Origin of the sequence: Streptomyces sp. SudanB52_2052 (assembly GCF_964272415.1) — a bacterium.
Taxonomy (GTDB): domain Bacteria; phylum Actinomycetota; class Actinomycetes; order Streptomycetales; family Streptomycetaceae; genus Streptomyces; species Streptomyces olindensis.
In genome coordinates this window covers 8,502,237-8,527,638 of sequence record NZ_OZ186796.1, presented here as the reverse complement: position 1 = coordinate 8,527,638, position 25,402 = coordinate 8,502,237, and the positions used below count along the sequence as shown (strand labels likewise).

At 72.8% G+C, this 25,402-nt stretch carries 24 protein-coding genes and 1 pseudogene; 9 read left to right on the top strand and 16 right to left on the bottom strand.

Annotation, left to right across the window (positions count from 1 at the left end; all coding sequences use genetic code 11):
- Nucleotides 1–140 precede the first annotated feature (140 nt).
- From ACSUPV_RS38310 to ACSUPV_RS38295, 4 genes are all read left to right on the top strand, one after another.
- Entirely contained in the window at nt 141–725 is a 585-nt protein-coding gene (locus ACSUPV_RS38310) for an Rv1733c family protein (protein WP_037758043.1), read from the top strand.
- A gap of 202 nt (nt 726–927) precedes the next feature.
- Nucleotides 928–1,896 (top strand): acetylxylan esterase, encoded by a 969-nt coding sequence (locus tag ACSUPV_RS38305; protein ID WP_359785028.1) that lies wholly within the window; start codon nt 928–930, stop codon nt 1,894–1,896.
- 116 nt (nt 1,897–2,012) lie between these two features.
- Nucleotides 2,013–3,299 carry a serine hydrolase domain-containing protein gene (locus ACSUPV_RS38300; RefSeq protein WP_359785030.1) on the top strand — a complete coding sequence of 429 codons (1,287 nt, stop codon included), beginning with the start codon at nt 2,013–2,015 and terminating at the stop codon, nt 3,297–3,299.
- 130 nt (nt 3,300–3,429) lie between these two features.
- Entirely contained in the window at nt 3,430–4,215 is a 786-nt protein-coding gene (locus tag ACSUPV_RS38295; RefSeq protein WP_037758041.1) for a GntR family transcriptional regulator, read from the top strand.
- Here ACSUPV_RS38295 and ACSUPV_RS38290 read toward each other — a convergent pair.
- The gene (locus ACSUPV_RS38290; protein ID WP_436949586.1) at nt 4,151–5,110 is read right to left on the bottom strand and encodes a helix-turn-helix domain-containing protein; all 960 of its coding nucleotides are present in this window, start codon (nt 5,108–5,110) and stop codon (nt 4,151–4,153) included. The two genes, ACSUPV_RS38295 and ACSUPV_RS38290, sit on opposite strands and share 65 nt — an antisense overlap.
- A gap of 157 nt (nt 5,111–5,267) precedes the next feature.
- On the opposite strand from ACSUPV_RS38290, the gene ACSUPV_RS38285 reads away from it, so the two are divergent.
- A complete protein-coding gene (locus ACSUPV_RS38285; protein ID WP_031119594.1) occupies nt 5,268–6,101 on the top strand; it encodes an alpha/beta hydrolase in 834 nt (277 codons plus the stop codon).
- Between the two features lie 47 nt (nt 6,102–6,148).
- Nucleotides 6,149–6,970: an alpha/beta fold hydrolase gene (locus ACSUPV_RS38280; RefSeq protein WP_037758039.1), complete on the top strand. Its 822-nt coding sequence runs from the start codon at nt 6,149–6,151 to the stop codon at nt 6,968–6,970.
- A gap of 93 nt (nt 6,971–7,063) precedes the next feature.
- On the opposite strand, the gene ACSUPV_RS38275 is transcribed toward ACSUPV_RS38280, so the two are convergent.
- Nucleotides 7,064–7,789: a class I SAM-dependent methyltransferase gene (locus ACSUPV_RS38275; RefSeq protein WP_037758038.1), complete on the bottom strand. Its 726-nt coding sequence runs from the start codon at nt 7,787–7,789 to the stop codon at nt 7,064–7,066.
- An 82-nt stretch (nt 7,790–7,871) separates the two neighbouring features.
- Here ACSUPV_RS38275 and ACSUPV_RS38270 point away from each other — a divergent pair, with 82 nt between their 5' ends.
- From ACSUPV_RS38270 to ACSUPV_RS38260, 3 genes and pseudogenes are all read left to right on the top strand, one after another.
- A complete protein-coding gene (locus tag ACSUPV_RS38270; protein WP_436949585.1) occupies nt 7,872–8,699 on the top strand; it encodes a class I SAM-dependent methyltransferase in 828 nt (275 codons plus the stop codon).
- A gap of 248 nt (nt 8,700–8,947) precedes the next feature.
- Nucleotides 8,948–10,090, top strand: a complete 1,143-nt coding sequence (gene rho / locus ACSUPV_RS38265) for a transcription termination factor Rho (protein WP_031119599.1) — start codon at nt 8,948–8,950, stop codon at nt 10,088–10,090.
- A gap of 125 nt (nt 10,091–10,215) precedes the next feature.
- A pseudogene (locus ACSUPV_RS38260) lies at nt 10,216–11,052 on the top strand (D-alanyl-D-alanine carboxypeptidase family protein); the annotation flags it as partial.
- Between the two features lie 59 nt (nt 11,053–11,111).
- Here ACSUPV_RS38260 and ACSUPV_RS38255 read toward each other — a convergent pair.
- The 14 genes from ACSUPV_RS38255 to ACSUPV_RS38190 form a co-directional block, all read right to left on the bottom strand.
- On the bottom strand, nt 11,112–12,497 hold the full coding sequence (locus ACSUPV_RS38255) for a glycosyltransferase 87 family protein (protein ID WP_037758035.1): 1,386 nt from the start codon (nt 12,495–12,497) through the stop codon (nt 11,112–11,114).
- Complete coding sequence (gene mptB / locus ACSUPV_RS38250) at nt 12,494–13,888, bottom strand: polyprenol phosphomannose-dependent alpha 1,6 mannosyltransferase MptB (RefSeq protein ID WP_436949584.1); 1,395 nt, start codon at nt 13,886–13,888, stop codon at nt 12,494–12,496. The genes ACSUPV_RS38255 and mptB overlap by 4 nt, the downstream gene beginning before the upstream one ends.
- 263 nt (nt 13,889–14,151) lie before the next feature.
- Nucleotides 14,152–15,075, bottom strand: coding sequence for a glutaminase (locus ACSUPV_RS38245; RefSeq protein WP_436949583.1), 924 nt, complete (start codon nt 15,073–15,075; stop codon nt 14,152–14,154).
- Nucleotides 15,076–15,117: 42 nt separating this feature from the next.
- On the bottom strand, nt 15,118–16,530 hold the full coding sequence (gene aspA / locus ACSUPV_RS38240) for an aspartate ammonia-lyase (RefSeq protein ID WP_436949582.1): 1,413 nt from the start codon (nt 16,528–16,530) through the stop codon (nt 15,118–15,120).
- A gap of 122 nt (nt 16,531–16,652) precedes the next feature.
- Complete coding sequence (locus ACSUPV_RS38235; RefSeq protein ID WP_359785282.1) at nt 16,653–17,669, bottom strand: asparaginase; 1,017 nt, start codon at nt 17,667–17,669, stop codon at nt 16,653–16,655.
- A 29-nt stretch (nt 17,670–17,698) separates the two neighbouring features.
- Entirely contained in the window at nt 17,699–19,141 is a 1,443-nt protein-coding gene (locus ACSUPV_RS38230; protein WP_359785049.1) for an amino acid permease, read from the bottom strand.
- Nucleotides 19,138–19,839 carry a FadR/GntR family transcriptional regulator gene (locus ACSUPV_RS38225; protein ID WP_037758030.1) on the bottom strand — a complete coding sequence of 234 codons (702 nt, stop codon included), beginning with the start codon at nt 19,837–19,839 and terminating at the stop codon, nt 19,138–19,140. The genes ACSUPV_RS38230 and ACSUPV_RS38225 overlap by 4 nt, the downstream gene beginning before the upstream one ends.
- A 176-nt stretch (nt 19,840–20,015) precedes the next feature.
- Nucleotides 20,016–20,852: an undecaprenyl-diphosphate phosphatase gene (locus tag ACSUPV_RS38220; RefSeq protein WP_359785051.1), complete on the bottom strand. Its 837-nt coding sequence runs from the start codon at nt 20,850–20,852 to the stop codon at nt 20,016–20,018.
- 96 nt (nt 20,853–20,948) lie between these two features.
- Nucleotides 20,949–21,296, bottom strand: coding sequence for a fluoride efflux transporter CrcB (gene crcB / locus ACSUPV_RS38215; RefSeq protein WP_037758028.1), 348 nt, complete (start codon nt 21,294–21,296; stop codon nt 20,949–20,951).
- Nucleotides 21,293–21,673 carry a DUF190 domain-containing protein gene (locus ACSUPV_RS38210; protein ID WP_037758027.1) on the bottom strand — a complete coding sequence of 127 codons (381 nt, stop codon included), beginning with the start codon at nt 21,671–21,673 and terminating at the stop codon, nt 21,293–21,295. Before ACSUPV_RS38210 ends, crcB (ACSUPV_RS38215) begins: the two co-directional genes overlap by 4 nt.
- Complete coding sequence (crcB, locus tag ACSUPV_RS38205; RefSeq protein ID WP_436949581.1) at nt 21,670–22,125, bottom strand: fluoride efflux transporter CrcB; 456 nt, start codon at nt 22,123–22,125, stop codon at nt 21,670–21,672. The genes ACSUPV_RS38210 and crcB (ACSUPV_RS38205) overlap by 4 nt, the downstream gene beginning before the upstream one ends.
- Nucleotides 22,126–22,294: 169 nt before the next feature.
- Complete coding sequence (locus ACSUPV_RS38200; RefSeq protein WP_359785056.1) at nt 22,295–23,254, bottom strand: SMP-30/gluconolactonase/LRE family protein; 960 nt, start codon at nt 23,252–23,254, stop codon at nt 22,295–22,297.
- Between the two features lie 49 nt (nt 23,255–23,303).
- A complete protein-coding gene (locus ACSUPV_RS38195; protein WP_031119351.1) occupies nt 23,304–23,561 on the bottom strand; it encodes an ArsR/SmtB family transcription factor in 258 nt (85 codons plus the stop codon).
- Between the two features lie 186 nt (nt 23,562–23,747).
- Nucleotides 23,748–25,307: a glycosyl hydrolase 53 family protein gene (locus tag ACSUPV_RS38190; protein ID WP_382611565.1), complete on the bottom strand. Its 1,560-nt coding sequence runs from the start codon at nt 25,305–25,307 to the stop codon at nt 23,748–23,750.
- Between the last annotated feature and the right edge of the window lie 95 nt (nt 25,308–25,402).

Here is a 25,402-nt window from a genome sequence, read left to right as displayed (position 1 = left end):
GTGAGCGATCGATGTGCGTCGGAGGGGGTACCAGATCCGTGTGGGCACTCGCACGTGTGGCGTGACGCGGAGGGAGCGGCGGCGCCGCCACCGCACCGCCGGTCCGGCCCTCCGGCAGCGGTGACGGCGAGGAGGTCGACATGCGAACCCGGGTGCCCGGCTGGCGTTGGCGGCGGAGTCCGCTGCGGCGTCGGTCGGACGTCGTCGAGGCGTGGACGGTACTGGTGGTCGCCGTCCTGCTGTCGGTGGTCGTGCCGCTGGTGGGGGCGGCGGCCGCCGTGTGGGCCCACGGCGAGGCGCGGTCGGTCTCGGCGGAGCAGCGCGCCGAGCGGCACCGGGTCCGCGCCGAGGTGGTCGAGAGGAAGAGCGGCCCACTCCCGTCGGTGCAGGCCGGCGGGCAGCAGGCCTATCGGGCGACCGTGCGCTGGACGGAGCCCGGCGAGGGCACGCGCGCGGCGACGGCACGGGTCTCCGCGGGCACCCGGCCGGGCGAGGTCGTGGACGTCTGGTTCGACTCCCGGGGCCGGAACGTGCCCCCGCCGGTGGACGGCACCGGGGTCTGGCAGCACACCCTGTCGATCGGCACCTGCGCCACGGGGGGTGCGGTGCTCGTGGTGCTGCTCGGCCACTTCCTCGTCCGCCGGGTGGCCATGCGCCGCCGGCTGGCCGAGTGGGAGCGGGCCTGGGCCCGTACGGAGCCGGAGTGGACGCGTCGGGACGCGTGAGGCGATCGCGTCCGCGCCTGGTCCTCCGGGCGCCGGTGCTCCGTGCCCCATGAGCAGGGCCCGTGAACGGGCGCCGTGAACGAGCGCCGCGCCGTGAACGAGCGCAGAGCACCGGAAAGGGCCTGGCCGGTCCTCCGGCCGTCCCCGTAATGTGATCATCCGCACCGTCTTCGCAGCCGCTCCTCACTCAAGGTGGTCCTGCATGGCTCTGTTCGACCTTCCTCTCGACGAACTCCGCGACTACCGCAGCGCGTCCGCCGAGCCCGAGGACTTCGACGCGTTCTGGTCCAAGACCCTCCAGGAGGCGCGCGAGCACGATCTGGACGCCCGCTTCGAACCGGTCGACACCGGCCTGTCCACCGTGCAGGTCTTCGACGTGACGTTCGCCGGGTTCGGCGGTCATCCGGTCAAGGGCTGGCTGACCCTGCCGGCCGGGGCGGAGGGCCCGCTGCCGCTGGTCGTGGAGTTCATCGGGTACGGCGGAGGGCGCGGGCTGCCGCACGAGCACCTGCTGTGGGCGTCCTCGGGCCGGGCGCACTTCGTGATGGACACCCGCGGGCAGGGCAGCGCCTGGGGCGGGGGCGGCGGCACGGCGGACCCGGTGGGCGGCGCGCCCGCCTACCCCGGTTTCATGACGCGCGGTATCGACGCGCCGGAGCACTACTACTACCGCCGGGTGTTCACGGACGCGGTGCGGGCCGTGGAGGCCGCCCGTTCGCACCCCCTCACCGACCCGGCGCGCACAGTGGCCGTCGGTTCCAGCCAGGGCGGCGGCATCACGATCGCGGTCGGCGGCCTGGTGCCGGACCTCGCGGGCATCGCCCCCGACGTGCCGTTCCTGTGCGACTTCCCGCGCGCGGCGACACTCACGGACCGCCACCCGTACCGGGAGATCGGCCTCTACCTCAAGACGCACCGCGGCCACACCGACGACGCCCTGCGCACCCTGTCCTACTTCGACGGCGTCCACTTCGCCGCCCGCGGCCGGGCCCCCGCGCTCTTCTCGGCCGCCCTGGAGGACCAGACCTGCCCGCCCTCGACCGTCTTCGCGGCCTTCAACGCCTGGAGCCACGAGGACAAGGCGATCGAGGTGTACGACTTCAACGACCATGAGGGCGGCGGCCCCTACCAGGAGGCCGCCAAGCTGCGCTGGATGCGCACGCACATCTGATCCGGCCGTTCACCGCCGTCGGGCTTCCACCTTGGTCCGACCAGTCGGTACGTTCTTGGCGCCCGGGCCGCGAGGCGGCGGCCCGGGCCGGAGGCGACCGGCGGAGGGGTGGGGCCATGCCCGAGCACGAGGTGTCCGAGCACGAAGTTTCCGAACGCGAGGTGTCCGAGCACGAGGTGTCCGAACGCGAGACACCCGAACGCGAAGCGCCCGAACGCGAGATACCCGAGAGCGAGGCGGCCGAGCGCGCGGTGCGGGTGCACGGTCGCTGCGACGCGCGCTTCGCGGCGGTGCGCGGGGCGTTCGAGGAGAACTTCCGGGAGCGGGACGAGCTGGGCGCGGCGGTGACCGTCACCGTCGGCGGCCGGACGGTGGTCGATCTGTGGGGCGGCTGGGCCGACGCGGCCCGCACCCGGCCATGGGAGCGGGACACACTGGTCAACGTGTGGTCCACGACCAAGGGCCCGGTGGCGCTGTGCGCGCACGTCCTCGCCGACCGGGGACTGCTCGACCTCGACGCGCCGGTGGCCGTGTACTGGCCCGAGTTCGCCGCGGCGGGCAAGGAGAAGGTCCTCGTACGGCACCTGCTGTCCCACCGCGCCGGCCTGGCCGGACTGCGGGAGCCGCACTCCCTTGAGCAGTTGTGCGACTGGGAGTTGACCACGCAGCGGCTCGCGGCGACACCGCCCTGGTGGGAGCCGGGCACGCGCTCCGGCTACCACGCGCTGACCTACGGCCATCTGGTCGGCGAGGTCGTCAGGCGCGTGTCGGGACTGCGGCCGGGGGCCTTCCTCGAGCGGGAGGTGACCGGGCCGCTCGGCATCGACTTCACCATCGGCCTGCCGGAGAAGGACTACGGCAGGGCGGCCGAACTGGTCCAGCCGCCGGTCGCGACGACCAGTGAACAGGCCGCTGTCTTCGCGCAGTTGACCCCCGCGGCCATCGCTGCCGTGACCAACCCGGCGGTGTCCGCCGCCGGAGCCGGCACACCCGGCTGGCGGGCCGCCGAGATCCCCGCGGCGAACGGGCACGGCACCGCCCGCGCGGTCGCCGAGCTGTACGCCGTCTTCGCGGGGCGCGGCACGTACGGCGGTCACCGCGTCCTCTCCCCCGAGGCGGTCGAGCGGGTGCGCGAGGGGCAGGGCAGGTGCCTGGACCTGGTGCTCGGCGCCGGGCTCGCCGCCGAGACGGAGGCGGGGCTCGGGCTCTGGCTCAGCGGACCCAACGGCTCCTACGGACCCAACCCGCGCGCTTTCGGACACGACGGCTTCGGCGGCTCCTGCGGGCTCGCCGACCCGGAGGCCGAGGTGTCGCTGGGCTATGTGATGAACCGGATGGGGCCTCATATCGCGGACGACCCGCGGAAGATGGCGCTGGTGGACGCCCTCTACGGCGCGCTGTGACGGCGGGCGCGGGCGGTCCGGTTTCGGCCGAACCGCCCGGCCACCCTTCCCTGCTGGTTTAGACCAATGCTAGATCTGGTGGCGCACCGAGCCCGCATGACTACCGTACGTCACCAACAGGAGGCGCGGCATGGCCCGCACCACCCCGCCCGACCACCCGCCGACCGAAGAGGAGCCCCTGTACCGCCGGATCGCTTCGGAGCTGCTCGGCGAGCTACGCGACGGCACCGTCCCGCCGGGTGAACGCCTGCCGGGGGAACGGCGGTTGGCCGGACACTTCGGAGTCAGCCGGGAGACCGTGCGGCAGGCCCTGGAGCTGCTGCGCCGCGACGGCCTCGTCGCCACCGACCGGCGCGGCAGCCACGCGACCCTGCCCGGCCCGCCCGTCGAGACCCCTGCCACGCTCACCTTCCCCGTCGGCGCCCGGGCCGCGACACCGGGCACCGTCTCCCGCGCCACCGTCGCCTGGGAACCGCCCTCGCCGGACCACGCGGCGGCGCTGGGGCTCGCCCCGGGACGTCCGACGCTGGTCCACCGCTACCGGTACGCCACCGCCGACGGACGCGGCCTGCGGACCGCCGTGACGTCCTTCTCCGCCGTGGCGCTGGCGGAGGTCGAGGAGCTGGCGCGCTATCGCGACCGCGCCGACGGCACGGCGGCCGCGCACCTGCGGCGGGCCTACGACTGGATGCGCCGGGCCGGGCTCACCCTGCACCACCGCGACACCATCACCCGGCCCGCGAGCACGCCGTCGGTGCGGGTCACCCGCCGGGTGCACGACCAGTACGCGCGGCCGCTGGAGATCACCGACCTCGTCGTGGACACCCGGCAGGACGCGCTCGTCTACGAGTTCACTCTGCCGGGCCGGGCTGCGAGGCCCGCCACCGCCGGGGCGTCACGCCGTACGCCGCCTTGAAGCGGCGCGTGAAGTGGCTCGGGTCGGTGAACCCCCAGGCGCGGGCGACCGACGCGACGGTCCGGGTGCGCCCCACCGGGGAGACCAGGCCGGCGCGGGCCCCCTCCAGCCGCTGCTCGATGATCCACTGCTCCAGGCTCAGCCCGGCCTGCGCGCACAGGCGGTACAGGGCGCGCACGGAGATGCTGTGGGCGTGCGCGATGCGGGCGGGTGTGAGGTCCGGTTCCGTCAGGTGGGTGCGCGCGTAGGCGAGGACGCGCTGGAGCAACGACTCGGCCAGCGCGGGCCGGGCGTAGGCGTCCACGCCGGCGGCGGAGGTGAGCAGCGCGCGCACCAGCTCCAGGGTGGCCGAGCCGAGGGCGGCCGCGCCCGGGTCGCCGGCGAGGGTGTCGGCGTCGGCCTGGAGGCGGGCGATGTGCGCGCGGAGCAGGTCGTACAGCGGACTGGCCCGCAGCCGCTCGGCGCCCCGGCGGACGATGTGCGGCGGCAGGGCGAGGGCGTCGTACGGCACCTGGAGCGCCTGTGCGCCGCCGCTGCCCGACCAAGCGAAGTCGTAGGGGATGGTCAGGTCGTTGAGCATCAGCTCACCGGGCTCCACCCGTTCCTGCCGGCCCGACTGGCCGAACCGGCCCGTGGCGCGGACCTGGAGGGACAGGGAGACCATGGGCGCGCCTTCGAGGCGCAGGTAGCGGGGGCTCCGGGTGACGGCCCAGCCGGACGAGCTGCTGGTGAACAGCGTCAGCTCGCCGAAGTGCCACCGCTCCATGCGGGCGAACGCCCGCTCTCCGCCCTCCTCCATCCTGACCAGCGACGGCACGGACGCGGTGAGCAGAGCGCCCCGGAAGGCCTCCACCCGCTCGTCCACCGATAACTCCCTCGTGTCCAGCAGGATCATCCCCAGTCCTCTCCGCCCCGGCACGGTGAGTCGAGGACCGGGCACCCAGGGCCGATCCGCCGACCGCGTCCGCTGCCAGTATCGGCCAGAGGTGAACGCCCTGTGCACGTTTACAGGAGCGTCCGTGACCGACACCGACGTCCAGGGGGACGACCGTATGACCACGCATGACGAGGAGCTGATCGAGCGGGCCAACGCCGCCGACCGCACGCCCGTCGTCTTCGTCCACGGACTGTGGCTGCTGCCGAGCAGCTGGGACCGTTGGGCGGACCACTTCGAGCGGGCCGGGTACGCCCCGGTCTCGTTGTCCTGGCCCGACGACCCGGACACCGTCGAGGAGGCCAACCGGCACCCCGAGGTCCTCGCCGGCAAGACGGTCGGGCAGGTCGCCGACCACCTGGCGGCACTGATCGGCGGCCTCAAGCGCAAGCCGGCGATCATCGGTCACTCGTTCGGCGGACTGCTCACGCAGATTCTCGCCGGGCGGGGCCTGTCCGCCGCGTCGGTGGCGATCGACCCGGCGCCGTTCCGGGGCGTGCTGCCGCTGCCCGTGTCGTCGCTGCGCGCGGCGGCGCCGGTGCTCACCAACCCGGCGAACCGCAACCGTGCCGTGCCGCTCACGTTCGACCAGTTCCGATACTCCTTCGCCAACGCGGTGAGCGACGAGGAGGCCCGGGAGCTGTACGAGACGTTCGCCGTGCCGGCACCGGGCGCGCCGCTGTTCCAGGCGGCCACGGCCAACCTCAACCCGTGGACCGAGGCGAAGGTCGACACCGAGAACCCGGAGCGCGGTCCGCTGCTGATCATCTCGGGCGAGAAGGACCACACCGTGCCCTGGGCGCTGTCGAACGCCTCCTACAAGCGCCAGCGGCGCAATCCCGGAATCACGGAGATCATCGAGATCAAGGGCCGGGGCCACGCCCTGACCATCGACCACGGCTGGCAGGAGGTCGCGGACACGGCCCTGACGTTCGTACGGCGTTTCGTCTGATCGCCCGCCGGCATCCCGCCGACGACACCCCCGCCGAGAGGAAGCTCATGAGTACGTTCACCACGTCCGACGGGACCGAGATCTACTACAAGGACTGGGGTGAGGGACAGCCCGTGGTGTTCAGTCACGGCTGGCCCCTCAACGCGGACGCGTGGGACGGGCAGGCCCGTCTGGTCGCCGAGCACGGCTTCCGCGCGATCGCGCACGACCGCCGCGGGCACGGCCGCTCGGGCCAGCCGTGGCAGGGCAACCACATGGACCGGTACGCCGATGACCTGGCCGAGCTGATCGAGACGCTGAACCTCGACGACGCGGTCCTGGTGGGCCATTCGACCGGCGGCGGCGAGGTGGCCCGCTACATCGGGCGGCACGGGACCGCGCGGGTCGCCAAGGCCGTGCTGCTGGGCGCGGTGCCGCCGCTGATGCTGCGCACCGACGACAACCCCGAGGGCACGCCGAAGGAGGCCTTCGACGGGATCCGCGCGGCCGTGGCGGCGGACCGCTCGCAGTTCTACTGGGAGCTGAGCGAGAGCTTCTACGGCTTCGACCGGCCCGGGGCCGCGGTGTCGGAAGGCGTGCGGCGCGCGTTCTGGATGTGGAGCATGCAGGCCGGGCTGAAGGGCGCCTACGACTGCGTCGCCCAGTTCTCGGAGACCGACTTCACCGAGGACCTGGGGCGGATCGACGTGCCGACGCTGGTGGCGCACGGCGACGACGACCAGATCGTGCCGATCGGCGCCTCGGCCCACCGGACCGCCCAGCTGGTGAAGGACGCGACGCTGAAGGTGTATCCGGGCGCGCCGCACGGGCTGGTGGGCGACTTCGAGAAGGCGTTCAACGACGACCTGCTGAACTTCCTGCGCGGCTGACCGCCCCGGGAGCCCGGCGTTCCGCGCGGGACCAGCCGGGGAGCCTGACCTTGCGCGCGGGACTTCCCGGGGAGCCGGGCCTCCCGTGCAGGACTACCCGGGGAGCCTGGCGGCGACGAGACGCACCCGCGGGCTGCCGTCCCGTCGCCGCCCGAACTCCGGCAGCGGGTACAGCTCCACCCGGAAACCCGCCTCCGCGAGCGCGCGCAGCACGTCCCCGAAGCGGACGGCCCGGTAGTACATGACGAACGGCGGCCGCCACAGGGCGTTGCGCACCCGCATGGCCGTGTCGAAGCCGAGCAGCATCCAGGAGCCGAGGGAGCCCGGGCGGGGCGGGGCGACCAGCGGGAAGGCGAAGCAGCCGCCCGGCCGCAGGACGGAGCGGACCTGCGCGAACAGCCCGGGCACCTCGCGCGGCAGGAAGTGCCCGAAGGCCCCGAAGCTGACCACCAGGTCGAAGGCGGGTGCGAAGGGCAGGGCGCGGGCGTCGGCGCGGACGAAGGAGACCGGCGGCCCCGCCGGCCGGACCCGCTGCCGGGCGACGTCGAGCATCCCCGCGCTGAAGTCGACGCCGGTCACCCGCTCCCGGCACACCCGGCCCAGCACGCCGACGCCCGCACCGGTGCCGCAGCACAGGTCGAGCCCGGCGTCGAAGGGCCCCATCCGCCGCAGTGCCGACCCGACGGCGTCGAGCACGGCGTCGGGCGTCCGGAAGGGCGTGTGGTCGAACTTCGGCGCGAGGAGGTCGTAGCCGCGTTCGACGGACGACAGCGCCTGGACGGCGAGCTCGCGCAGACTGGGGCCTTCGGGGCTGAACATCGGCTCAGCCTAGGGGAAACGAGGTGGGTCGTTTCCCGCGTTCCCCCGCCGCGCCCGGCCCGTTCACGGTTGGATGTCCCCCATGACGTCCGCCGAGCACGACCGGCTGATGCGGGCCAACCAGGCCAACTGGGACGCCCGTACGCCCGTCCACCTCGCCAGCCGGTTCTACGGCCTCGAGCAGGGCCTCGATCCCGAGCGCTGGTTCGCGCCCTTCGAGTGGGAGGACCTCGGCGAGCTGGCCGGCCGTGACGTGCTGCACCTGCAGTGCCATCTCGGCACGGAGACGATCGCCTTCGCACGGCGCGGCGCCCGGGCCGTCGGCCTCGACTTCTCCGCGGCGTCCGTGGCGGCCGCGAAGGACGTCGCGGCGCGGGCCGGCGCCGACGTGACGTACGTCCGGGCGAACGTGTACGACGCCGTGGAGGCCCTGGACGGGCGGCTGTTCGACGTCGTGTACACCGGCAAGGGCGCGCTGTGCTACCTGCCCGACCTGGACCGGTGGGCGGAGACCGTCGGGCGGCTCCTGCGGCCGGGCGGCCGGCTGTACGTCGTCGAGTTCCACCCGCTGCTCAACTCCCTGGGCCCGAAACCCGCTCCGGGCGAGGGTCCCGAACTGCTGCTGCGGCACGACTACCTGGGCGGGGGCGGTCCCGTGCACCGGGACGCGACGCACACGTACACGGACGGCCCGGCCGTCGAGGGCGCCACGGACAGTTACGAGTGGATGCACGGAACAGGAGAGGTCGTCAACGCGTTGACCGGAGCGGGACTGACCGTGCGGCGACTGCGCGAGACCGACGAACTTCCCTGGCCGCGCTGGCCCCGGATGGTCCGCACGGAGTCCGGCTGGTGGCGGCTGCCCGAGCCGCGGATCCCCCTGCTGTACGGGCTCCTGGCCACGCGCTGAACCTCGTTCCCCTCGCCCGGCACCTCGTCGGGTGATAGCCTGCACACAGCACTCGTGCACGCCCCTGTCTGTGGGCGCCGGTGCGATTCTGCATTTCGTTCTCTCCTTTCCAGCACCCTGACGTGCCCTGTCGTGGCCGTGGTGCTGTTCCCCGCCGCCGGAGGCGTGCCCCAGGCCCCTCCCCTCGCGGCTCTCTCCCCTTCCCTTCGCATGTCTCACGCCTGCCGTCCGTGAAAGGACACACCACCATGACCACCACACTCGACACCCCACCCGTCCAGCGGCACATCGAGCCCCGGACCGCCCTCGGCGTCCTCGACATCGACCCGGGCGGGAAGGGGCACCTGCGCGCCGAGAACGGTCTGCCCTCGCCCGCCGACCCGGCCGTCTCCCCCTCCCTGATCCGCCGTCACGGCCTGCGCAAGGGCGACCTCGTCGAGGGCCTCCTCGGCGACCGGCGCGGCCTCACCGACGTCGCACGGGTCGACGGCCGTGCGCCCGCGGACCTGCGCGACCGCCGCCACTTCCGGGACCTGACACCGCTGCATCCGCACGAGCGGCTGCGCCTGGAACACCCGGCCGCCGGACTCGCCGGGCGGGTCGTCGACCTGATCGCGCCGGTCGGCAAGGGCCAGCGCGGGCTCCTCGTGGCCCCGCCCAAGACCGGCAAGACCGTCCTCCTCCAGCAGCTCGCGGCGGCCGTCACCGGCAACCACCCCGAGTGCCGGCTGCTGATGCTGCTGCTCGACGAGCGGCCCGAGGAGGTCACCGACATGCTGCGCTGCGTGCGGGGCGAGGTGTACGCCTCGACGTTCGACCGCAGCGCCAAGCAGCACGTCGCGCTCGCCGAGCTCGTGATCGAGCGGGCCAAACGGCTCGTCGAGGCCGGCGAGGACGTCGTCCTGCTCCTCGACTCGCTGACCCGGCTGTGCCGGGCGCACAACAACGCGGCCGCCTCCGGTGGCCGCATCCTCACCGGAGGCGTCGACGCGTCCGCGCTGACCGGCCCCAAGCGGTTCTTCGGCGCCGCCCGGTCGGCCGAGGAGGGCGGTTCCCTCACCATCCTCGCCACCGCCCTGGTCGAGACCGGCTCCCGGGCCGACGACTTCTACTTCGAGGAGCTGAAGAGCACCGGCAACATGGAACTCCGCCTGAGCCGCGAACCGGCCTCCCGCCGCCTGTTCCCCGCCGTCGACATCACCTCCTCCGGCACCCGCCGCGAGGAACTCCTGCTGACACGGCCCGAGTTGACCGCCGTGCACGGCCTGCGGCGCGTGCTGCAGAGCCGGGACGGGCAGGGCGGCCTGGAGACCCTCCTGGAACGGATGCGCGAGACACCGGACAACGCGACGTTCCTGCGGCGCATCCAGCCGACCCTGCCGTCGGACTGACGGACATCGCACGCGGGGCGGCGTGCGGGCCGTCGGGGCGCACACCGTGCGGCATCCGGGTGCTCGCGTGTCGTCTCCGGCCCGGTCGTCGCCGCACCGAGGACAACCGTTTCTACGTTGATCGTATGATCATCGGATTCTCTTCCCGGGCGGTCGTGTCAGCCGGTGCGCTCTGCGCGGCGGGGCTCCTGGCCCTGGTGCCCGCCGCCGCGGCCGGCCCCGGCGGGGCGGAGCCCAGTGCCCCGGCCGGGCCCAGGGCGGCGGCCCCGCACCCGTCGCTGCTGCACCGCCCCGGCGTCCAGGTCCGCCCGCGCGCCGGGGTGCCCCGCGTCCCGGCGGTCTCCGCCCTGTCCTGGCTGGTCGCCGACGCCCGCACCGGCGAGGTGCTCGCCGCCCGCAACGCACACCGCAGGCTGCCCCCGGCCAGCACCCTGAAGACCCTGTTCGCGCTCACGGTGCTGCCGTCGCTGCCGGCGGGCATCCGGCACACGGTCCGCGCGGAGGAACTGCGGGGCGTCGGCGCGGGCAGCAGCCTGGTCGGGGTCGCCGAGGGCCGTACGTACCGGGTCGCCGACCTGTGGCGCGGGGTCTTCCTCAACTCGGGCAACGACGCCGTGCGCGTCCTGGCCGGGCTCAACGGCGGCTGGCGGGTCACCGCCGAGCGGATGCAGGCCAGGGCCCGGTCGCTGGGCGCCCTCGACACCCGGGTCGTGTCCCCGGACGGGTACGACGCCCCGGGCCAGGTGTCGTCGGCCTTCGACCTGGCCGTCTTCGGCGCGGTGGGGCTGCGCAACCCCGACTTCGCCCGGTACTGCGCCACGGTCGAGGCGAGGTTCCCGGGCGGCGGCGGTTGGTCGTACCCGATCCGCAACACCAACCGGCTGCTGAGCGGCACCCGGGGCGTGAAGCCGTATCCAGGGCTGATCGGCATCAAGAACGGCTACACCAGCAAGGCGGGCAGCACGCTCGTCGCGGCGGCGCGCCGGGACGGGCGCACCCTCGTCGTGACGGTGATGAACCCTCAGGAGGGCGGCGGCTCGGCCGTGTACGAGGAGGCCCGCTCGCTGCTCGACTGGGGGTTCGGATCGGCCGGACGGGTCGACGCGGTGGGCTCGCTCGCGGCGGCGCGCGCTCCCGAGCGGCCGGAGACGACGACGCCGCCCGCGGTCGCCGCGGCCGTCCCCGAGGAGCCCGGGTCCGTCTGGACGGACGCGGGGCTGATCGCGGGTGCGGCCGGGCTGGGCGCGGCGGTCGTGGTGCTGGTGCTGCGGCTTCCGGTGCGCAGGCCCGGGCGGAGCTGACCGGCCGGCAGCCACAGCAGCAGGCCCAGGGTGATCCAGGCGTACGTGTTGCTGCCCAGGAACCCGTCGACGCCGGACGCGTCGTCGAACCACAGCCACACCACGCTGGTGCACAGCACGGCGTACAGGGCCCCCGCGATCCGGAGGTGGCCCGTGCGGATCAGGACGGCGAAGGACGGCAGCAGCCACACGAGATGGTGCACCCAGGTGATCGGGCTGACGAGGCAGGCGGCGAGCCCGGTCAGGGCGAACGCGGCCGTCCAGTCCCCCGCCAGGGCCGCCCGGCGGGTCCGCACGGCCCACACGCCGAGGATCAGCAGGACCGCCGCCGCCCACACCGCCCGGTCCGGTTCGCCCAGCCGGGCCAGGATGCCCTGGACCGACTGGTTCGAGACATAGCCGAGGCGTCCCACGCGGTCGGTGTCCCACAGCGCCTGGGTCCAGTAGTAGCGCGAGGCGTCCGGGTCCACCCAGGCGGCGAGGGTCGTGGCCCCGAGGGCGACGGCCGTGGCGACCGCCGCCGCGCGGCGGCGTCCGGCCACCAGCAGCAGTCCGATGAAGAGCGCCGGAGTGAGCTTGATCGCGGCAGCGAGCCCGATGCCGACGCCGGCCAGGCGTCCGCGTCCGGCGGCGAGCAGCGCCGCGTCGGTGAGGACGAGGGCCAGGAGCAGCAGGTTCACCTGGCCGAAGCTGAAGGTGTCGCGGAGCGGCTCGAACAGGGCGAGCAGGCAGGCGGTCAGGGCCCAGCCGTACCGGCCGAGGCGCCGCCGGTCCGGCCCGGCGAGCAGGCGCAGGATCACGGCCAGGGCCGCGAGGTTGAGCAGCAGGGCGGCGGCGATCGCGGTCCGCAGGTCCAGCAGGGCCATCGGCAGCATGGCGACCGCGGCGAACGGCGGGTAGGTGAAGCCGTACGTCGTGCCCGGCACGCGGTAGTCGTAGATCCGGCCGTCGTGGTGGACCCAGGTGTCGATGCTGCCGTGGTAGACGCGCAGGTCGAACCAGTCGCGCAGCAGCGGCACGGTCGCGGTGAAGACGGTCACCGCCGTGGCGAGGCCGAGCACCAGCAGCAGCCGCCCCCGGTCGGTGCGCGGCAGGGCCGGGGTCATGCGGCGCGTCCCAGGGCCGGGGCGAGTTCGGCCTGGTGGGCCTGCCACAGCACGACGACCGCGAGCGCCCCGCCGGAGACGGCCAGCACGAGTTGGCCGGTGTCCGCCGGCCCGCCGCTGGGCAGGACGCACAGCGCGAGCACGCCGGTCACGGCCGCCATGCGGTGCCGTACGGAGGTGCTGGGCGCGGCGGCGGCGATGAGGAACAGGCCCCACAGGGCGTACCAGGGGCGGATCGCCGGGCCGAGCGCGGCCACCGCGGCGAGGCTCAGGCCCAGGGCGTACACCGGCCGTGGGCGCAGCCGCAGCCAGATCAGCGCGATCGCGACGACGGCCGCGACGATGCCCAGCGCGTGCCAGGCGGGGACCGCGAGCGGCGCGAGGTCGCTGCCGAGGTGTTCCAGCAGGGCGCGGGTGGCGCGGCCGAGCAGGGTGGTCAGGGCCCAGTTCTGGGGTGACACGGGGGTGTTGAGGGCGCCTATCCAGCCGTATCCGGTGCCGGCCGCGGCCGTGGCGGCGACGGTCGTCCCGGCGGCCGCGACGGTGGTGGTCAGGAGGGCCTTCGCCGGGCTGCGGCCCACGCGGACCTGGAGGACGACGACGGCGGCCAGCCCGAGCACGGCGGGTGCCTTGACCAGGGCGGCCAGCGTGACGAGGACGGCACCGAGGACCGGCCACCGGCCGAGCGCCGCCACCAGGCCGGCGCCCAGCAGGCCCAGCATGACGGCGTCGTTGTGGGCGCCCGCGACCAGGTGCAGCAGGACGAGCGGGTTGAGGGCGCCCAGCCACAGCGCGGCGGACGGGTCGGCGCCACTGTGCCGGGCCAGGCGGGGCAGCGCGACCGCCATCAGGCCGACGCCGGCGAGCGCGACGAGCCGCATCCCGAGGAGCCCCGCGGGCAGTTCGCCGCGGGTCAGTCCGGACAGGGCCGCCGCGACGGCGAGGAACACCGGGCCGTAAGGGGCTCCGGTGTGCCGCCAGAGCGGGGCGACCTCGTCGGCGAGCGGGCCGCCGAGCCGGGACGGCCCGTGCGCGTACACGTCCATGTGTGCCTCGACCATCGCCCCTTGGGCGAGGTAGCTGTAGACGTCCCGGCTGAACAGCGGCGGGGCCAGCAGCAGCGGCGCGGCCCAGACGGCGAGGACGAGCAGCAGGGCGCGGGGAGCGGGTGGCCTGGGGCCGCGCACCAGCCGGCCGAGCAGCGCCCAGGCCGCGATCAGCAGGACGACGCCGAAGTAGACGCCGACCAGGCCGAGGGCGGCGCGTGCGGAGGCCGGGTGGAGGAGGTCCCGCACGGGGAGTGCTCCGGCCGTCTCACCGCCCAGGGCGAGGCAGGCGGTGCCGGCCAGACCGAGTATCTGGCAGCGGCGGAGATCGTCGGGGAAAGCCATGGCCAACACTCGGGCAGCGTGTCAACGTGGGGTGGCGGGGAGTTGACGCGGTGCCCTCCGGGGGGAGGCCGAGGTGTGACCGGCCGGTGATCAGGTACGGGGTGTCCGGTCGCCAGGGGTGTCCGGTCGCCAGGGGTGTCCGGTCGCCGGGGAGCGTCTGCCGTGTGCGGTGGTTCGCGGGGGGGGCGGGCGGGCGGGGGCTTGTCGCGCAGTTCCCCGCGCCCCTTCAGGGGCATTGCCCCCGGCCTCTGCCGGGACCTCTGTCAGAACACCGACAGGCCCGTCAGCGTCGTGAATCGGTCGAGCGCCGCCACTCCCGCCACCGAGTTGCCCCGCTCGTCCAGACCCGGGCTCCACACGCAGAGCGTGCAGCGGCCCGGGACGACCGCGATGATGCCGCCGCCCACTCCGCTCTTGCCGGGCAGGCCCACGCGGTAGGCGAAGTCGCCCGCGGCGTCGTACGTGCCGCAGGTCAGCATGATCGCGTTGATCTGCTTGGCCTGGCTGCGGGTGAGGAGGCGGGTGCCGTCGGCGCGGATGCCGTGCCGGGCCAGGAAGGTCGTGGCGAGGGCGAGGTCGGCGCAGGACGCCGTGACGGAGCACTGGCGGAAGTACTGGTCGAGCAGGACCGGTACCGGGTTGTCGATGTTGCCGTAGGACGCCATGAAGTGGCCGAGCGCGGCGTTCCTGTCGCCGTGGGCGGTCTCCGAGGCGGCGACCTCCTTGTCGAAGGTCAGTTCCGGATTGCCGCTCTCCGCGCGCAGGAAGCCCAGCAGTTCCCCCGACGCGTCGCCGGTACGGGTGTGCAGCCGGTCGGTGACGACGAGCGCGCCCGCGTTGATGAACGGGTTGCGCGGGATGCCGTTCTCGTACTCCAGCTGGACGAGGGAGTTGAAGGGGTTGCCGGAGGGCTCGCGGCCCACGTGTTCCCACAGGGCGTCGCCCTCGCGGGCGAGGTCGAGGGCGAGGGTGAAGACCTTGGTGATGGACTGGGTGGAGAAGGGCTGCCGCCAGTCCCCCACGCCGTACACGGTGCCGTCGAGTTCGGCGACGGCCATGCCGAAGCTGCGCGGGTCGCAGGCCGCGAGCGCCGGGATGTAGTCGGCGGGCCGGCCGCGGCCGGGCGTCCGCTCGATCTCCTCCGCGATGCGCTCCAGGACCGGCTGGAAGGTCGTCGACGACGTCATGATCCCGATTGTCCCTCCGTGCCGGTCCCGGGCGCGCGTACGTCAGGCCGCCGGAGCCGGGCCGCTGCCCGCCAGGGCCTCGGGGCGCAGGAGCCCGGCGAGGGTCTCGGCGGGGAGCAGGCCCTTCTCCAGGACGAGTTCGGCCACGCCCCGGCCCGTGGCCAGGGCCTCCTTGGCGATGTCGGTGGCGGCCGTGTAGCCGATGTGCGGGTTGAGGGCGGTGACCAGGCCGATGGAGTTCTCGACCGTCGCCCGCAGCGCCTCGGTGTTGGCGGTGATGCCGTCCACGCAGCGCTCGGCGAGCGTGAGGCAGGCGGCGCGCAGGTGCGTGATCGACTCCGACAGGGAGTGCAGGATGATCGGCTCGAACGCGTTGAGCTGGAGCTGTCCGGCCTCGGCGGCCATGGTGATGGTGACGTCGTTGCCGATCACCTCGAAGGCGACCTGGTTGACGACCTCCGGGATCACCGGGTTGACCTTGCCCGGCATGATCGACGAACCGGCCTGTACGGGCGGCAGGTTGATCTCGCCGAGGCCGGCGCGCGGACCGGAGGACAGCAGCCGCAAGTCGTTGCAGCTCTTGGACAGCTTGACCGCGATGCGCTTGAGCACCCCCGACATCTGCACGAACGCGCCGCAGTCCTGGGTCGCCTCGACCAGGTTCGCCGCCGTCACCAGCGGCAGGCCGGTGATCTCCGACAGGTGGCGGCGAGCCGCCTCGGCGTAGCCGACGGGTGCGTTGAGGCCCGTGCCGATGGCCGTGGCGCCCAGGTTGATCTCATGGATCAACTCGACGGCCTCGGCAAGACGGGACCGGTCCTCCTCCATCATGACCGCGTACGCGGAGAACTCCTGACCCAGCGTCATCGGTACCGCGTCCTGCAACTGTGTACGGCCCATCTTGAGCACGTCACGGAACTCGACGGCCTTCCGGGCGAACGCGTCCTGGAGCACGGACATCGCGGTGAGCAACCCGCGGACCGCGAACACCGTCGCGATCTTGACGGCGGTCGGGTAGACGTCGTTGGTGGACTGGCCGAGGTTGACGTCCTCGTTGGGATGCAGGTACCGGTACTCGCCCTTGGCGTGGCCCAGCAGCTCCAGCGCCCGGTTCGCCACGACCTCGTTGGCGTTCATGTTGGTGGACGTGCCCGCCCCGCCCTGGACGACGTCGACGACGAACTGGTCGTGCAGCTCGCCGTCGCGGATCTCCCGGCAGGCGGCGACGATGGCGGCGGCCTTCTTCGGGTCCAGCAGCCCGAGTTCCTCGTTGGCGAGGGCGGCGGCCTCCTTGACGGCCGCCAGGGCGTCGATCAGGTGCGGATAGGCGGAGATGGGCATGCCCGTGATCGGGAAGTTCTCCGTGGCCCGCAGGGTGTGCACACCCCAGTAGGCGTCGGCGGGAACGTCACGGTCACCGAGGAGATCGTGTTCGGAGCGGGTGACGGCGGTCATGAGGGTGAGGGATCCCTTTTCTGAGAAATGAGGGTTGGATAGGTGACCTGAAGGGGCGCGGGGAACTGCGGGACCCGCCACAGACTGCCCGCAGTCGCCGACGGAGAGGTCCGCCACGTCGGTCAGGCGCGGGCCGCACCGGCAAGCGGCTCCAGCGAGCGAACGGGCCGCACCCGCCCTACCTCCCGGCCACCGCCCAGCAGCGGCTCGCCCTGGAACTCGGTGAGCAACTCGGGGTCGACGCCCGCCCGGGCCAACGCCGCAGCGGTCACCGGCACACGGGCCCGGTTGGCACCATCCGCGATCTTCACCGCAACGGCCCGCCCATCGGCCAGCGCAGCGACCTGCACGCCCTCGAAGCCGTCCTTGGCCAACAGCCCCGGCACGGCCCGCATCAGCGCGGCCACGTCCCGGCCGGAGCCGGAGGCCATCTCGGCGTGCTCCCGCATCGCGTCGGCGACCCGGGCCTCGGGCGTGCCCGGCGCGGCGGTGGTGATCCGGGCGGCGGCGCGAGCGAGGCCGTGCAGGGAGACGGAGAACAGGGGCGCGCCGCAGCCGTCGACGGTGACCCTGGCGATGCGCTGCCCGGTCAGGTCCTCGACGATCTCGGCGATGGCCTGCTGGAGCGGGTGGTCCGGGTCCAGGTAGTTCTCCAGCGGCCAGCCGTTGAGGGTGCAGGTGTAGAGCATGGCCGCGTGCTTGCCGGAGCAGTTCTGGGCGAGCCGGGAGGGCAGCCGGCCCTCGCGCACCCAGGCGTCCCGGACGACCGGGTCGAACGGCAGGTCCGGGACGTTGCGCAGGTGGTCCTCGGTGAGCCCGGCGAGTTCGAGGATGCGCCGGGTGCCGGCGAGGTGGCGTTCCTCGCCGGAGTGGCTGGCCGCGGTCAGCGACAGCAGCTCGCCGTGGAGCGGGAGCCCGGCCCGGGCCATGGCCACGGCCTGGACGGGCTTCAGGGCGGAGCGGGGGTAGAAGGCGGCCTCGATGTCTCCGATCTGGAGCTGGACCTCTCCGTCGGCGCCGAGGACGACGACGGAGCCGTAGTGGATGCCTTCGACCATTCCGCCGCGTATGAGGTGGGCGACGGGGGCGTGGACGGGTTCACGGACCAGGGGTGCGTCCGCGAGGGAACTGCTGTACATCACTGCCTGCTTCTGGAGCGGCGCGTCGGTCACGCGTCGGCTCCGGTCGTGGACTTGCGCGCGATACGGCCGCGGATGCCGAACCATCCGGCGACCAGGGCCCCGACGATCAGCGGCAGGCAGAGCACGGTGGTGCGTCCCGCGCCGCCGTCGGCGTACATGAGGACCAGGACGGAGGCGAGGAACGCCAGCGTCACGATCTCGGTCCAGGGAGAGCCCGGCAGCCGGTAGCCGGGCCGGGTGAGTTCGCCCTTCTGGGTCTTCTGCCAGAAGAGCAGGTGACAGATCATGATCATGCCCCAGGTGGCGAGGATGCCGATCGCGGCGAAGTTCAGCACGATCTCGAACGCCTCGGCGGGCACGACGAAGTTGAGGCCGACGCCCAGGACACAGATGCCGCTGGTGAGCAGGATGCCGCCGTAGGGGACCTGGCTGCGGCTCATGACGGAGGTGAACTTGGGCGCGGATCCGGCCATGGCCATGGAGCGCAGGATGCGGCCGGTGGAGTAGAGGCCGGAGTTGAGGGAGGACATCGCGGCGGTGAGGACGACGAGGTTCATCACGCCGCCGGCGGCCGGGACGCCGATGTTGGACAGCACCGTGACGAAGGGGCTCTCCCCCGCCGTGTACTTGTTCCAGGGCAGCAGCATCGACAGCAGGAGCACGGAGCCGACGTAGAACAGGCCGACGCGCCACATGATCGAGTTGATCGCCTTCGGCATGATCTTCTCGGGGTTCTCGGTCTCGCCGGCGGCGACGCCGACCAGTTCGACGGAGGCGTAGGCGAAGACGACGCCCTGGATGATCAGCAGCATGGGCAGCAGGCCGTGCGGGAAGACGCCGCCGTTGTCGCCGATCAGGGACGGGCCGGGGCTGTGCCCGTCTACGGGATGCTGGGTGACCAGCAGGAAGATGCCGATGCACATGAAGACGACCAGCGCGCCGACCTTGATGATCGCGAACCAGAACTCCAGCTCGCCGAAGATCTTCACCGAGATGAGGTTGACGGTGAGGACGACCGCCAGCGCGATCAGCGCGATGACCCACTGCGGGATGTCGGAGAACATGCCCCAGTAGTGGGTGTAGGTGGCGACGGCGGTGATGTCGGCGATGCCGGTGGTCGCCCAGTTGAGGAAGTACATCCAGCCGGCGGTGTAGGCGCCCTTCTCCCCCATGAACTCGCGGGCGTACGACACGAAGGCGCCGGAGGAGGGCCGGTACAGCACGAGTTCGCCGAGGGCGCGCACGACGAGGAAGGCGAAGAGGCCGCAGACCGCGTAGGCGATGAAGAGGGAGGGGCCGGCGTCGGCGAGGCGGCCGCCGGCGCCGAGGAAGAGGCCGGTGCCGATGGCGCCGCCGATGGCGATCATGTTGACGTGCCGGGACTTCAGGGACTTGCTGTAGCCCGCGTCTCCGGCGTCGACATGGGTGGAACGTTTCTGCACATCGTCGTGCAGGGACTGCTCGCTCACGCCTCGGTTCCGCCTTCCATGGGGGTTTCCGTGGGGTTTTCCGTGGGGGTCTCCGTGCGCGGGGAGCGCACGATGTCGGTGAGGGTCGTCTCGACGCGGTCCAGGTGGTGGGCCATGGCCTCCACCGCGTCGTTCTCGGAACCGTCGATCAGCGCCTCGACGATCGCCCGGTGCTCGCGGTTGGACTGCTCGCGGCGGCCGCCCAGCTCGTTCAGGAAGGCCGACTGACGCGCCAGCGCGTCCCGGATCTCCTCGATGACGCGGCGGAAGACCGGGTTCTGGGCGGCCTCGGCCACGGCGAGGTGGAACAGCGTGTCCATCGCGACCCACGCGGTGGTGTCCGTCTCCCGTTCCATCCGGTCCAGCAGGTGGGCCAGGTGGTCGAGGTTCTCCGGGGTGCGGCGCCGGGCCGCGTACCCGGCCACCGGGATCTCGACGTGGCGGCGCACCTCCAGTAGGTCGCTGGCCGCGTAGTCGCCGAAGGTGGGGTCCTCGACGGTGCTGGCGACGACGAAGGTGCCCTTGCCGGTCCGGGACACGGTCAGCCCCATGGTCTGCAGCGCGCGCAGCGCCTCGCGCAGCACGGGCCGGGAGACCTCCAGGGTGCGGCAGAGCTCCGCCTCGGAGGGAAGCTTGTCGCCGATGGCGTACTCGCCGCGCTCGATGGCACCGCGGAGGTACGCCAGTACGGCCTCCATGGCACTGACGCGTCGCACGGGCTGTCCGGCTGTCCGGCTGTCTGACAGGTTCACGGGAGAGATACTCCGGCCGACGGCTCAAGCTGTCAAGGGGCGCCCCGGAGGGGCGCGGGGAAACTGCGCGACGAGCCACGACGGCGCCGCAGACAGACGACGGCACTTCCCCCGCAGGACACTCAGCTGTGCAGCACACCCGCCCCGAGCAGCCCGAACAGCAGCACACCCACCACGACCCGGTAGATGACGAACGCGTTGAACGAGTGCTTGGCGACGAACTTCAACAGCCACGCGATGGAGGCGTACGCCACGACGAAGGAGACGACCGTGCCGACGGCGAGTGGCGCCGCGCCCACCCCGGCACCCAGGGCGTCCTTGAGCTCGTACAAGCCGGCACCGGTGAGCGCGGGGATGCCGAGGAAGAAGGAGAGCCGGGTCGCTGCGACGCGGTCCAGGTCGAGGATGAGCGCCGTGGACATGGTGGCGCCGGAGCGGGAGAAGCCGGGGAAGAGCAGGGCGAGGATCTGGGAGCTGCCGACGAGCATCGCGTCCTTGAAGGAGGTGTCGTCCTCGCCGCGCTTGTGCCGGCCCATCTGGTCCGCCGCCCACATCACGCCGCTGCCGACGATCAGCGAGCCGGCCACCACCCACAGCGAGGCGAGCGGGCCCTCGATGAGCGGCTTCGCGGCGAGTCCCACGGCGACGATCGGGATGGTCGCGCAGATGACCCACCAGGCGAACCTGTAGTCGTGGTGGTACCGCTCCTCGCGGCGGCGCAGGCCGCGCCCCCAGGCCGAGACGATCCGCACGATGTCCTTGAGGAAGTACACGAGCACCGCGGCGATCGCGCCGACCTGGATGACGGCCGAGAACCCGACCACGGCCTTGTCGTCGACCGGGATGCCCATGAGCCCCTCGGCGATCTTCAGATGGCCGGTGGAGGAGACGGGCAGGAACTCGGTCACCCCCTCGACGGCTCCGAGGACGACGGCCTGACCGACGCTGATGACGCTCATGGGATCCAGTTCTGCTCAAGGGGGGTGGGCGCGGAGGCGTCAGTCTTACTACACCCGGGCGAGGACGGCTCTCACGTACACGCCCCGCGGCGCCGCTCACAGACGCGCGAGCGCGGCCCCCGCGAACGCCGCCGCCAGACCGGCGGCCACACTCGCCGCCACGTTGACGACGGCGTGGAGGCGGGCCCCCGTCTCCGTCAGCCGCAGCGTCTCGTAGGAGAACGTCGAGTACGTCGTCAGGGCCCCGCACAGGCCGGTGCCGAGCAGTAGCTGGATCTGGGTGGCGGCGCCGGTGAGCAGGCCGAGGGCCAGACAGCCGGTGACGTTCACCGTGAAGGTGCCCCAGGGGAAGACCGAGTCGTGCCGGGACTGGACCGCCCGGTCGGTGAGGTAGCGGAGCGGGGCGCCGACCATCGCGCCGCCGATGACCAGCAGCCAGTTCACAACGACTTCTTACCCTTCCTGCCCGTTTCGCCGGGATTGCCCTCCCGGCCGGTGTACCGGATGACCTCGCACTCGTCGAGGGTCACCAGCCCTTCGGTGACCAGCTCGTCGAGCTGCGGGAGGAACGCCCGGACACGCGCCTCGGTGTCGACGATCACGACGGCGACCGGCAGGTCCTCGCTCAGCGACAGCAGCCGCGAGGTGTGGATCAGGGAGGAGGCGCCGAAGCCCTCGACGCCCCGGAAGACGCTGGCGCCCGCGAGGCCCGCCGCGTGGGCCCGGTGGACGATCTCCGAGGAGAGCGGCTTGTGGTGCCAGGTGTCGTTCTCGCCGACGAAGACGGTCAGGCGCAGGGCCCTGCCGGTCAGCCGGGTCATGGCTGCCTCCACTTCAGGACACGGCGGGTCGACCAGACCGCGAGCCACACCGCCGCGAGCGCCGCGACCGGAGTCGCGGCGAGGTAGGTCAGGCCGGTGCGGACGTGGCCGTGGTCGGCCAGCTTCTGGATGTCGACGGCGTAGGTCGAGAAGGTCGTGAACCCCCCGAGGACGCCGGTGCCGAAGAACGGGCGGACCAGGCGGTGCGCGGCCCTGAACTCGGTGATGACCACCATGAGGACGCCGATCACGGCGCAGCCGGCGACGTTGACCCAGAAGGTCGTCCAGGGGAAGCCGCCCGCGTGCGAGGGCCACCACAGGGACGCCGCGTAGCGGGCCGCGGCCCCCACTCCCCCGCCGAGCGCCACGACCGTGACGACGGGCCCCTGGGCGTGCCAGAAGGGGGGACGCGGAGGGATGTCCGGGACGCGGAGACTCTCGGGGGTGGTCATGGTGGTGCGTCTCCTACTCGCCGGCGCCCGGGATCGTGCGGGCGCGTGCCGTCGCAAGTAGGGACCGTTGGCGGCGTCGTTGCCGCGGTTCGGGTACGGCGGGCCCCACCGCCGCGCCGCGAGCAGGGTCGCGGCCAGGATTCAGGTTAACCCCCGGGGCGGACCGGGGTCATGTCGGGGAGGGCGGCTCGCAGACCGCCACGCCGGGCTCCCACAGACTGCCCAGGACGAGGTGGCCGCCGGCCTCACAGACGCTGGTCACCATGCGGTAGCCGGAGTGGCGGCGGGCGAGGTGGTGGACGACGCGGCCGTCGTCGTCGAAGGCCATGACGGCGATCGTGCCGGTGGGGCGGAACGGGGCGCGTACGGCCACGCGGGCGGCGGCGCGGCGGACCGCCGGCGTGCCGCGGTGGAGCAGGTCGAGGGGCGGGACGCGGGGCCCGGCCAGCGCGACCCAGACCGGTCCGTCGGGGCCGCCGCGCCAGAGGTTGTCGGGCATGCCGGGCAGGTTCTCGGCGAAGGGCTCGCTGCGCCCGGCCCCGGGTCCGGTGAGCCGGTGGCGGATGAGCCGTCGGGCGCCGGTCTCGGCGACGACGAGGAAGGACTCGTCGGCGCCGGCGGCGAGGCCGTTGGCGAACTGCAGGCCGTCCAGCACCACCTCGGGGGTGTCGGCGCCGGGGGCCAGGCGCAGCAGCCGTCCCGTCCCGGTGTGTTCGACGATGTCGCCGATCCAGTGCTCCAGGGGATGGTGGCGACTGGAGACGGTGAAGTAGACGCTGCCGTCGGAGAGGGAGACCGCGTTGCTGCAGAACCGCAGCCGCTCCCCCGCCACCGAGTCGGCGAGGAGGCGGACGGTGCCGTCGCCGGTGTCGACGCGCAGCAGTCCGCGTTCTGCGTCGCAGACCAGCAGGTCGCCGTCCGGGAGGAGTTCGAGGCCGAGCGGCCTGCCGCCGGTCTCGGCGATCGGCTCGGCACGGACGCTGACCGGATCCGCCAGGCCGTCCAGACGCAGGATGCGGCCGTCAGCGAGGCCGGTCAGCACGCGTCCATGCGCATCGGCGACCACGTCCTCGGGGCCGTGGCCCACCGCGACGTAATGGCGTGGGACGAGTGCCGTGGGACGGTCCATCGCGCGCGTGTCCTTCACCATCGGGGGAGATTCCGCCGTACCGGGTCGCCTACCAGCCCTTCTCAAACATCCGGGCGACCTCGGCGATCCGCATCTCGTCGCGGTGGTAGCGCACGCGGCCCGCGGACCGGCTGGTGCGCACCATGCCGGTGGCCTCGAGGAGGCGGAGGTGGGTGACGGCGACGGGGCGCGGCAGCGAGAACCGCTCGGCGACGGCGTCCGCGGTGACCCCGTCGGCGGCGGGTCCTGGTTCCTTCAGCCAGGCCAGGATGCGCAGGCGCGTCTCGTCCGTGGGAGTCCTCAGCATGTCGTGCCCCTGCCTCGCGGCTGCGTCCTCTCACCGCGTCTTCCCACTGTCTCGCAGTCGAAGCCACCGTGTCCGGCACTCGGTGTCGTTGACCGATACCAAACTGCCGTGCCGCGTTGGAGAGTTCGAGCCAGGTGGCAGGCGGCGGGAGGGGGCGCGGCGAGCCGTGCCCCCTCCCCCGTGAGCTCAGCGGTGGCGGAACCAGGACATCGACGACAGGGCCCGGTCGTCGTAGCCGAACAGCGCCTGGTTCTCCCAGGCGTTGCCGGAGGACGCGTCGGTCGGGTCCCAGCCGTTGCCGTTCACCGCGGTCCAGGTCGCTTCCCAGTAGAAGGCGCCGAGGCCGCGGCCGTTCGGGACGGCCTCCACGATGCTCATCATGTCGTTCATCCACCGGGTCTGGCCGGACACGCTGGCCGGGTAGCCGGGGACCAGCTCGTCACCGGTGTTGATGATGTTCTCGTGGGAGTCCTCGCTGTCGAGGCGGAACGGATAGGCGGTCTCGGCGACGAAGACCGGCTTGCCGTAGCGGGACGCCGCGTCGTCGAGGGTCGTCTGGAAGTCGGCCAGGGTGCCGTGCCAGTAGCCGTAGAAGGACAGGCCGATCGCGTCGAACTTCACGCCGTTGGAGCGGGCGCTGTCGAACCACCAGCGGGTGCCGTCGAGGTCACCGCCCTCGGCGAGGTGCAGGGCGACGGTGGTGGACGAGTTGACCGCCTTGACCGCGTCGTAGCCGGAGTTGAGCAGGCCGGCCAGCTGCGTCCAGTTGGAGGTGGATCCCTCGTTCCACAGCATGCCGCCGTTGATCTCGTTGCCGACCTGGACCATGTCGGCGGTGGTGCCCTGCGCCTTCAAGGCGTTCAACACGTCGTACGTGTGGTTGTACACGTCCGTCTTGAGCTGGCTGTACGAGTGTCCGGCCCAGGCGGCGGGCTTGTCCTGGCGGCCGGGGTCGGCCCAGAAGTCCGAGTAGTGGAAGTCGACCAGGAGCTTCATGCCCTGTGCCTTGACGCGCTTGGCGGTGGCCAGGACGCGGGCCTTGTTGTTGTAGCCGTCGACCGGGTTCACCCACACCTTGAGGCGGGCGTAGTTCATGCCGGACGACTTGAGGACGGCCAGGGCGTCGCCGGCCGTTCCGGAGCTGTTCCGGTAGACGCCGCCCTTGGCCTCGCTCTTGGCCAGGGACGAGACGTCGGCGCCCTTGATCGACGTACCGGACGTGCCGGAGGCGAAGGTCAGGTCGTCGACGTTGATCCAGTTGCCCGCGTTCGCGTCACTGTTGATGCTGATCGTGCACTGGTTGTTGGTCACATTGACCGGCACGACGATCCGGATCCACCCACTGGCCGAGACCGGCAGGTCGGTGCGCTGCTCGGCGCCGCCGCAGTTCTTCAGCGCTATGTAGGCGGACTTCTGCCCCCCGCCGGAGCGCACCCAGGCGGTGAGCCTGTAGTTCCCGTTGGTGAGGCCGGAGAGGTACTGGTACGTCTCGACCTTGTAGGCGGTGGAGGCCCAGTGGCTCAGGCGGTAGCTGCCGCCGTGGCCGCCGGCTTCGGCGTACGAGGCGCCGGTGTCGCCGTACTCGGACCAGCCGCCCGGCACGGCCGCGCCGGTGCCGTCGGCCTCGAAGCCGCCGTTGGTCAGCGTGCTCGCGGCGTGGGCGGTGGTGGCGGGCAGGGCGGTGAGGGCGAGCCCCGCGGCGAGCGGCAGCAGCAGGGCCCTGAGGGTGCGTCTGGGATGGAACATCGTCGTCCGTCGTCCCTTCGACGTGGGGTTGGGGATGCCCCTCACCGGAAGGCGGGTGAGAGGGGGAACCCCTCCGCCCGCGGCTCGTGGCTCGC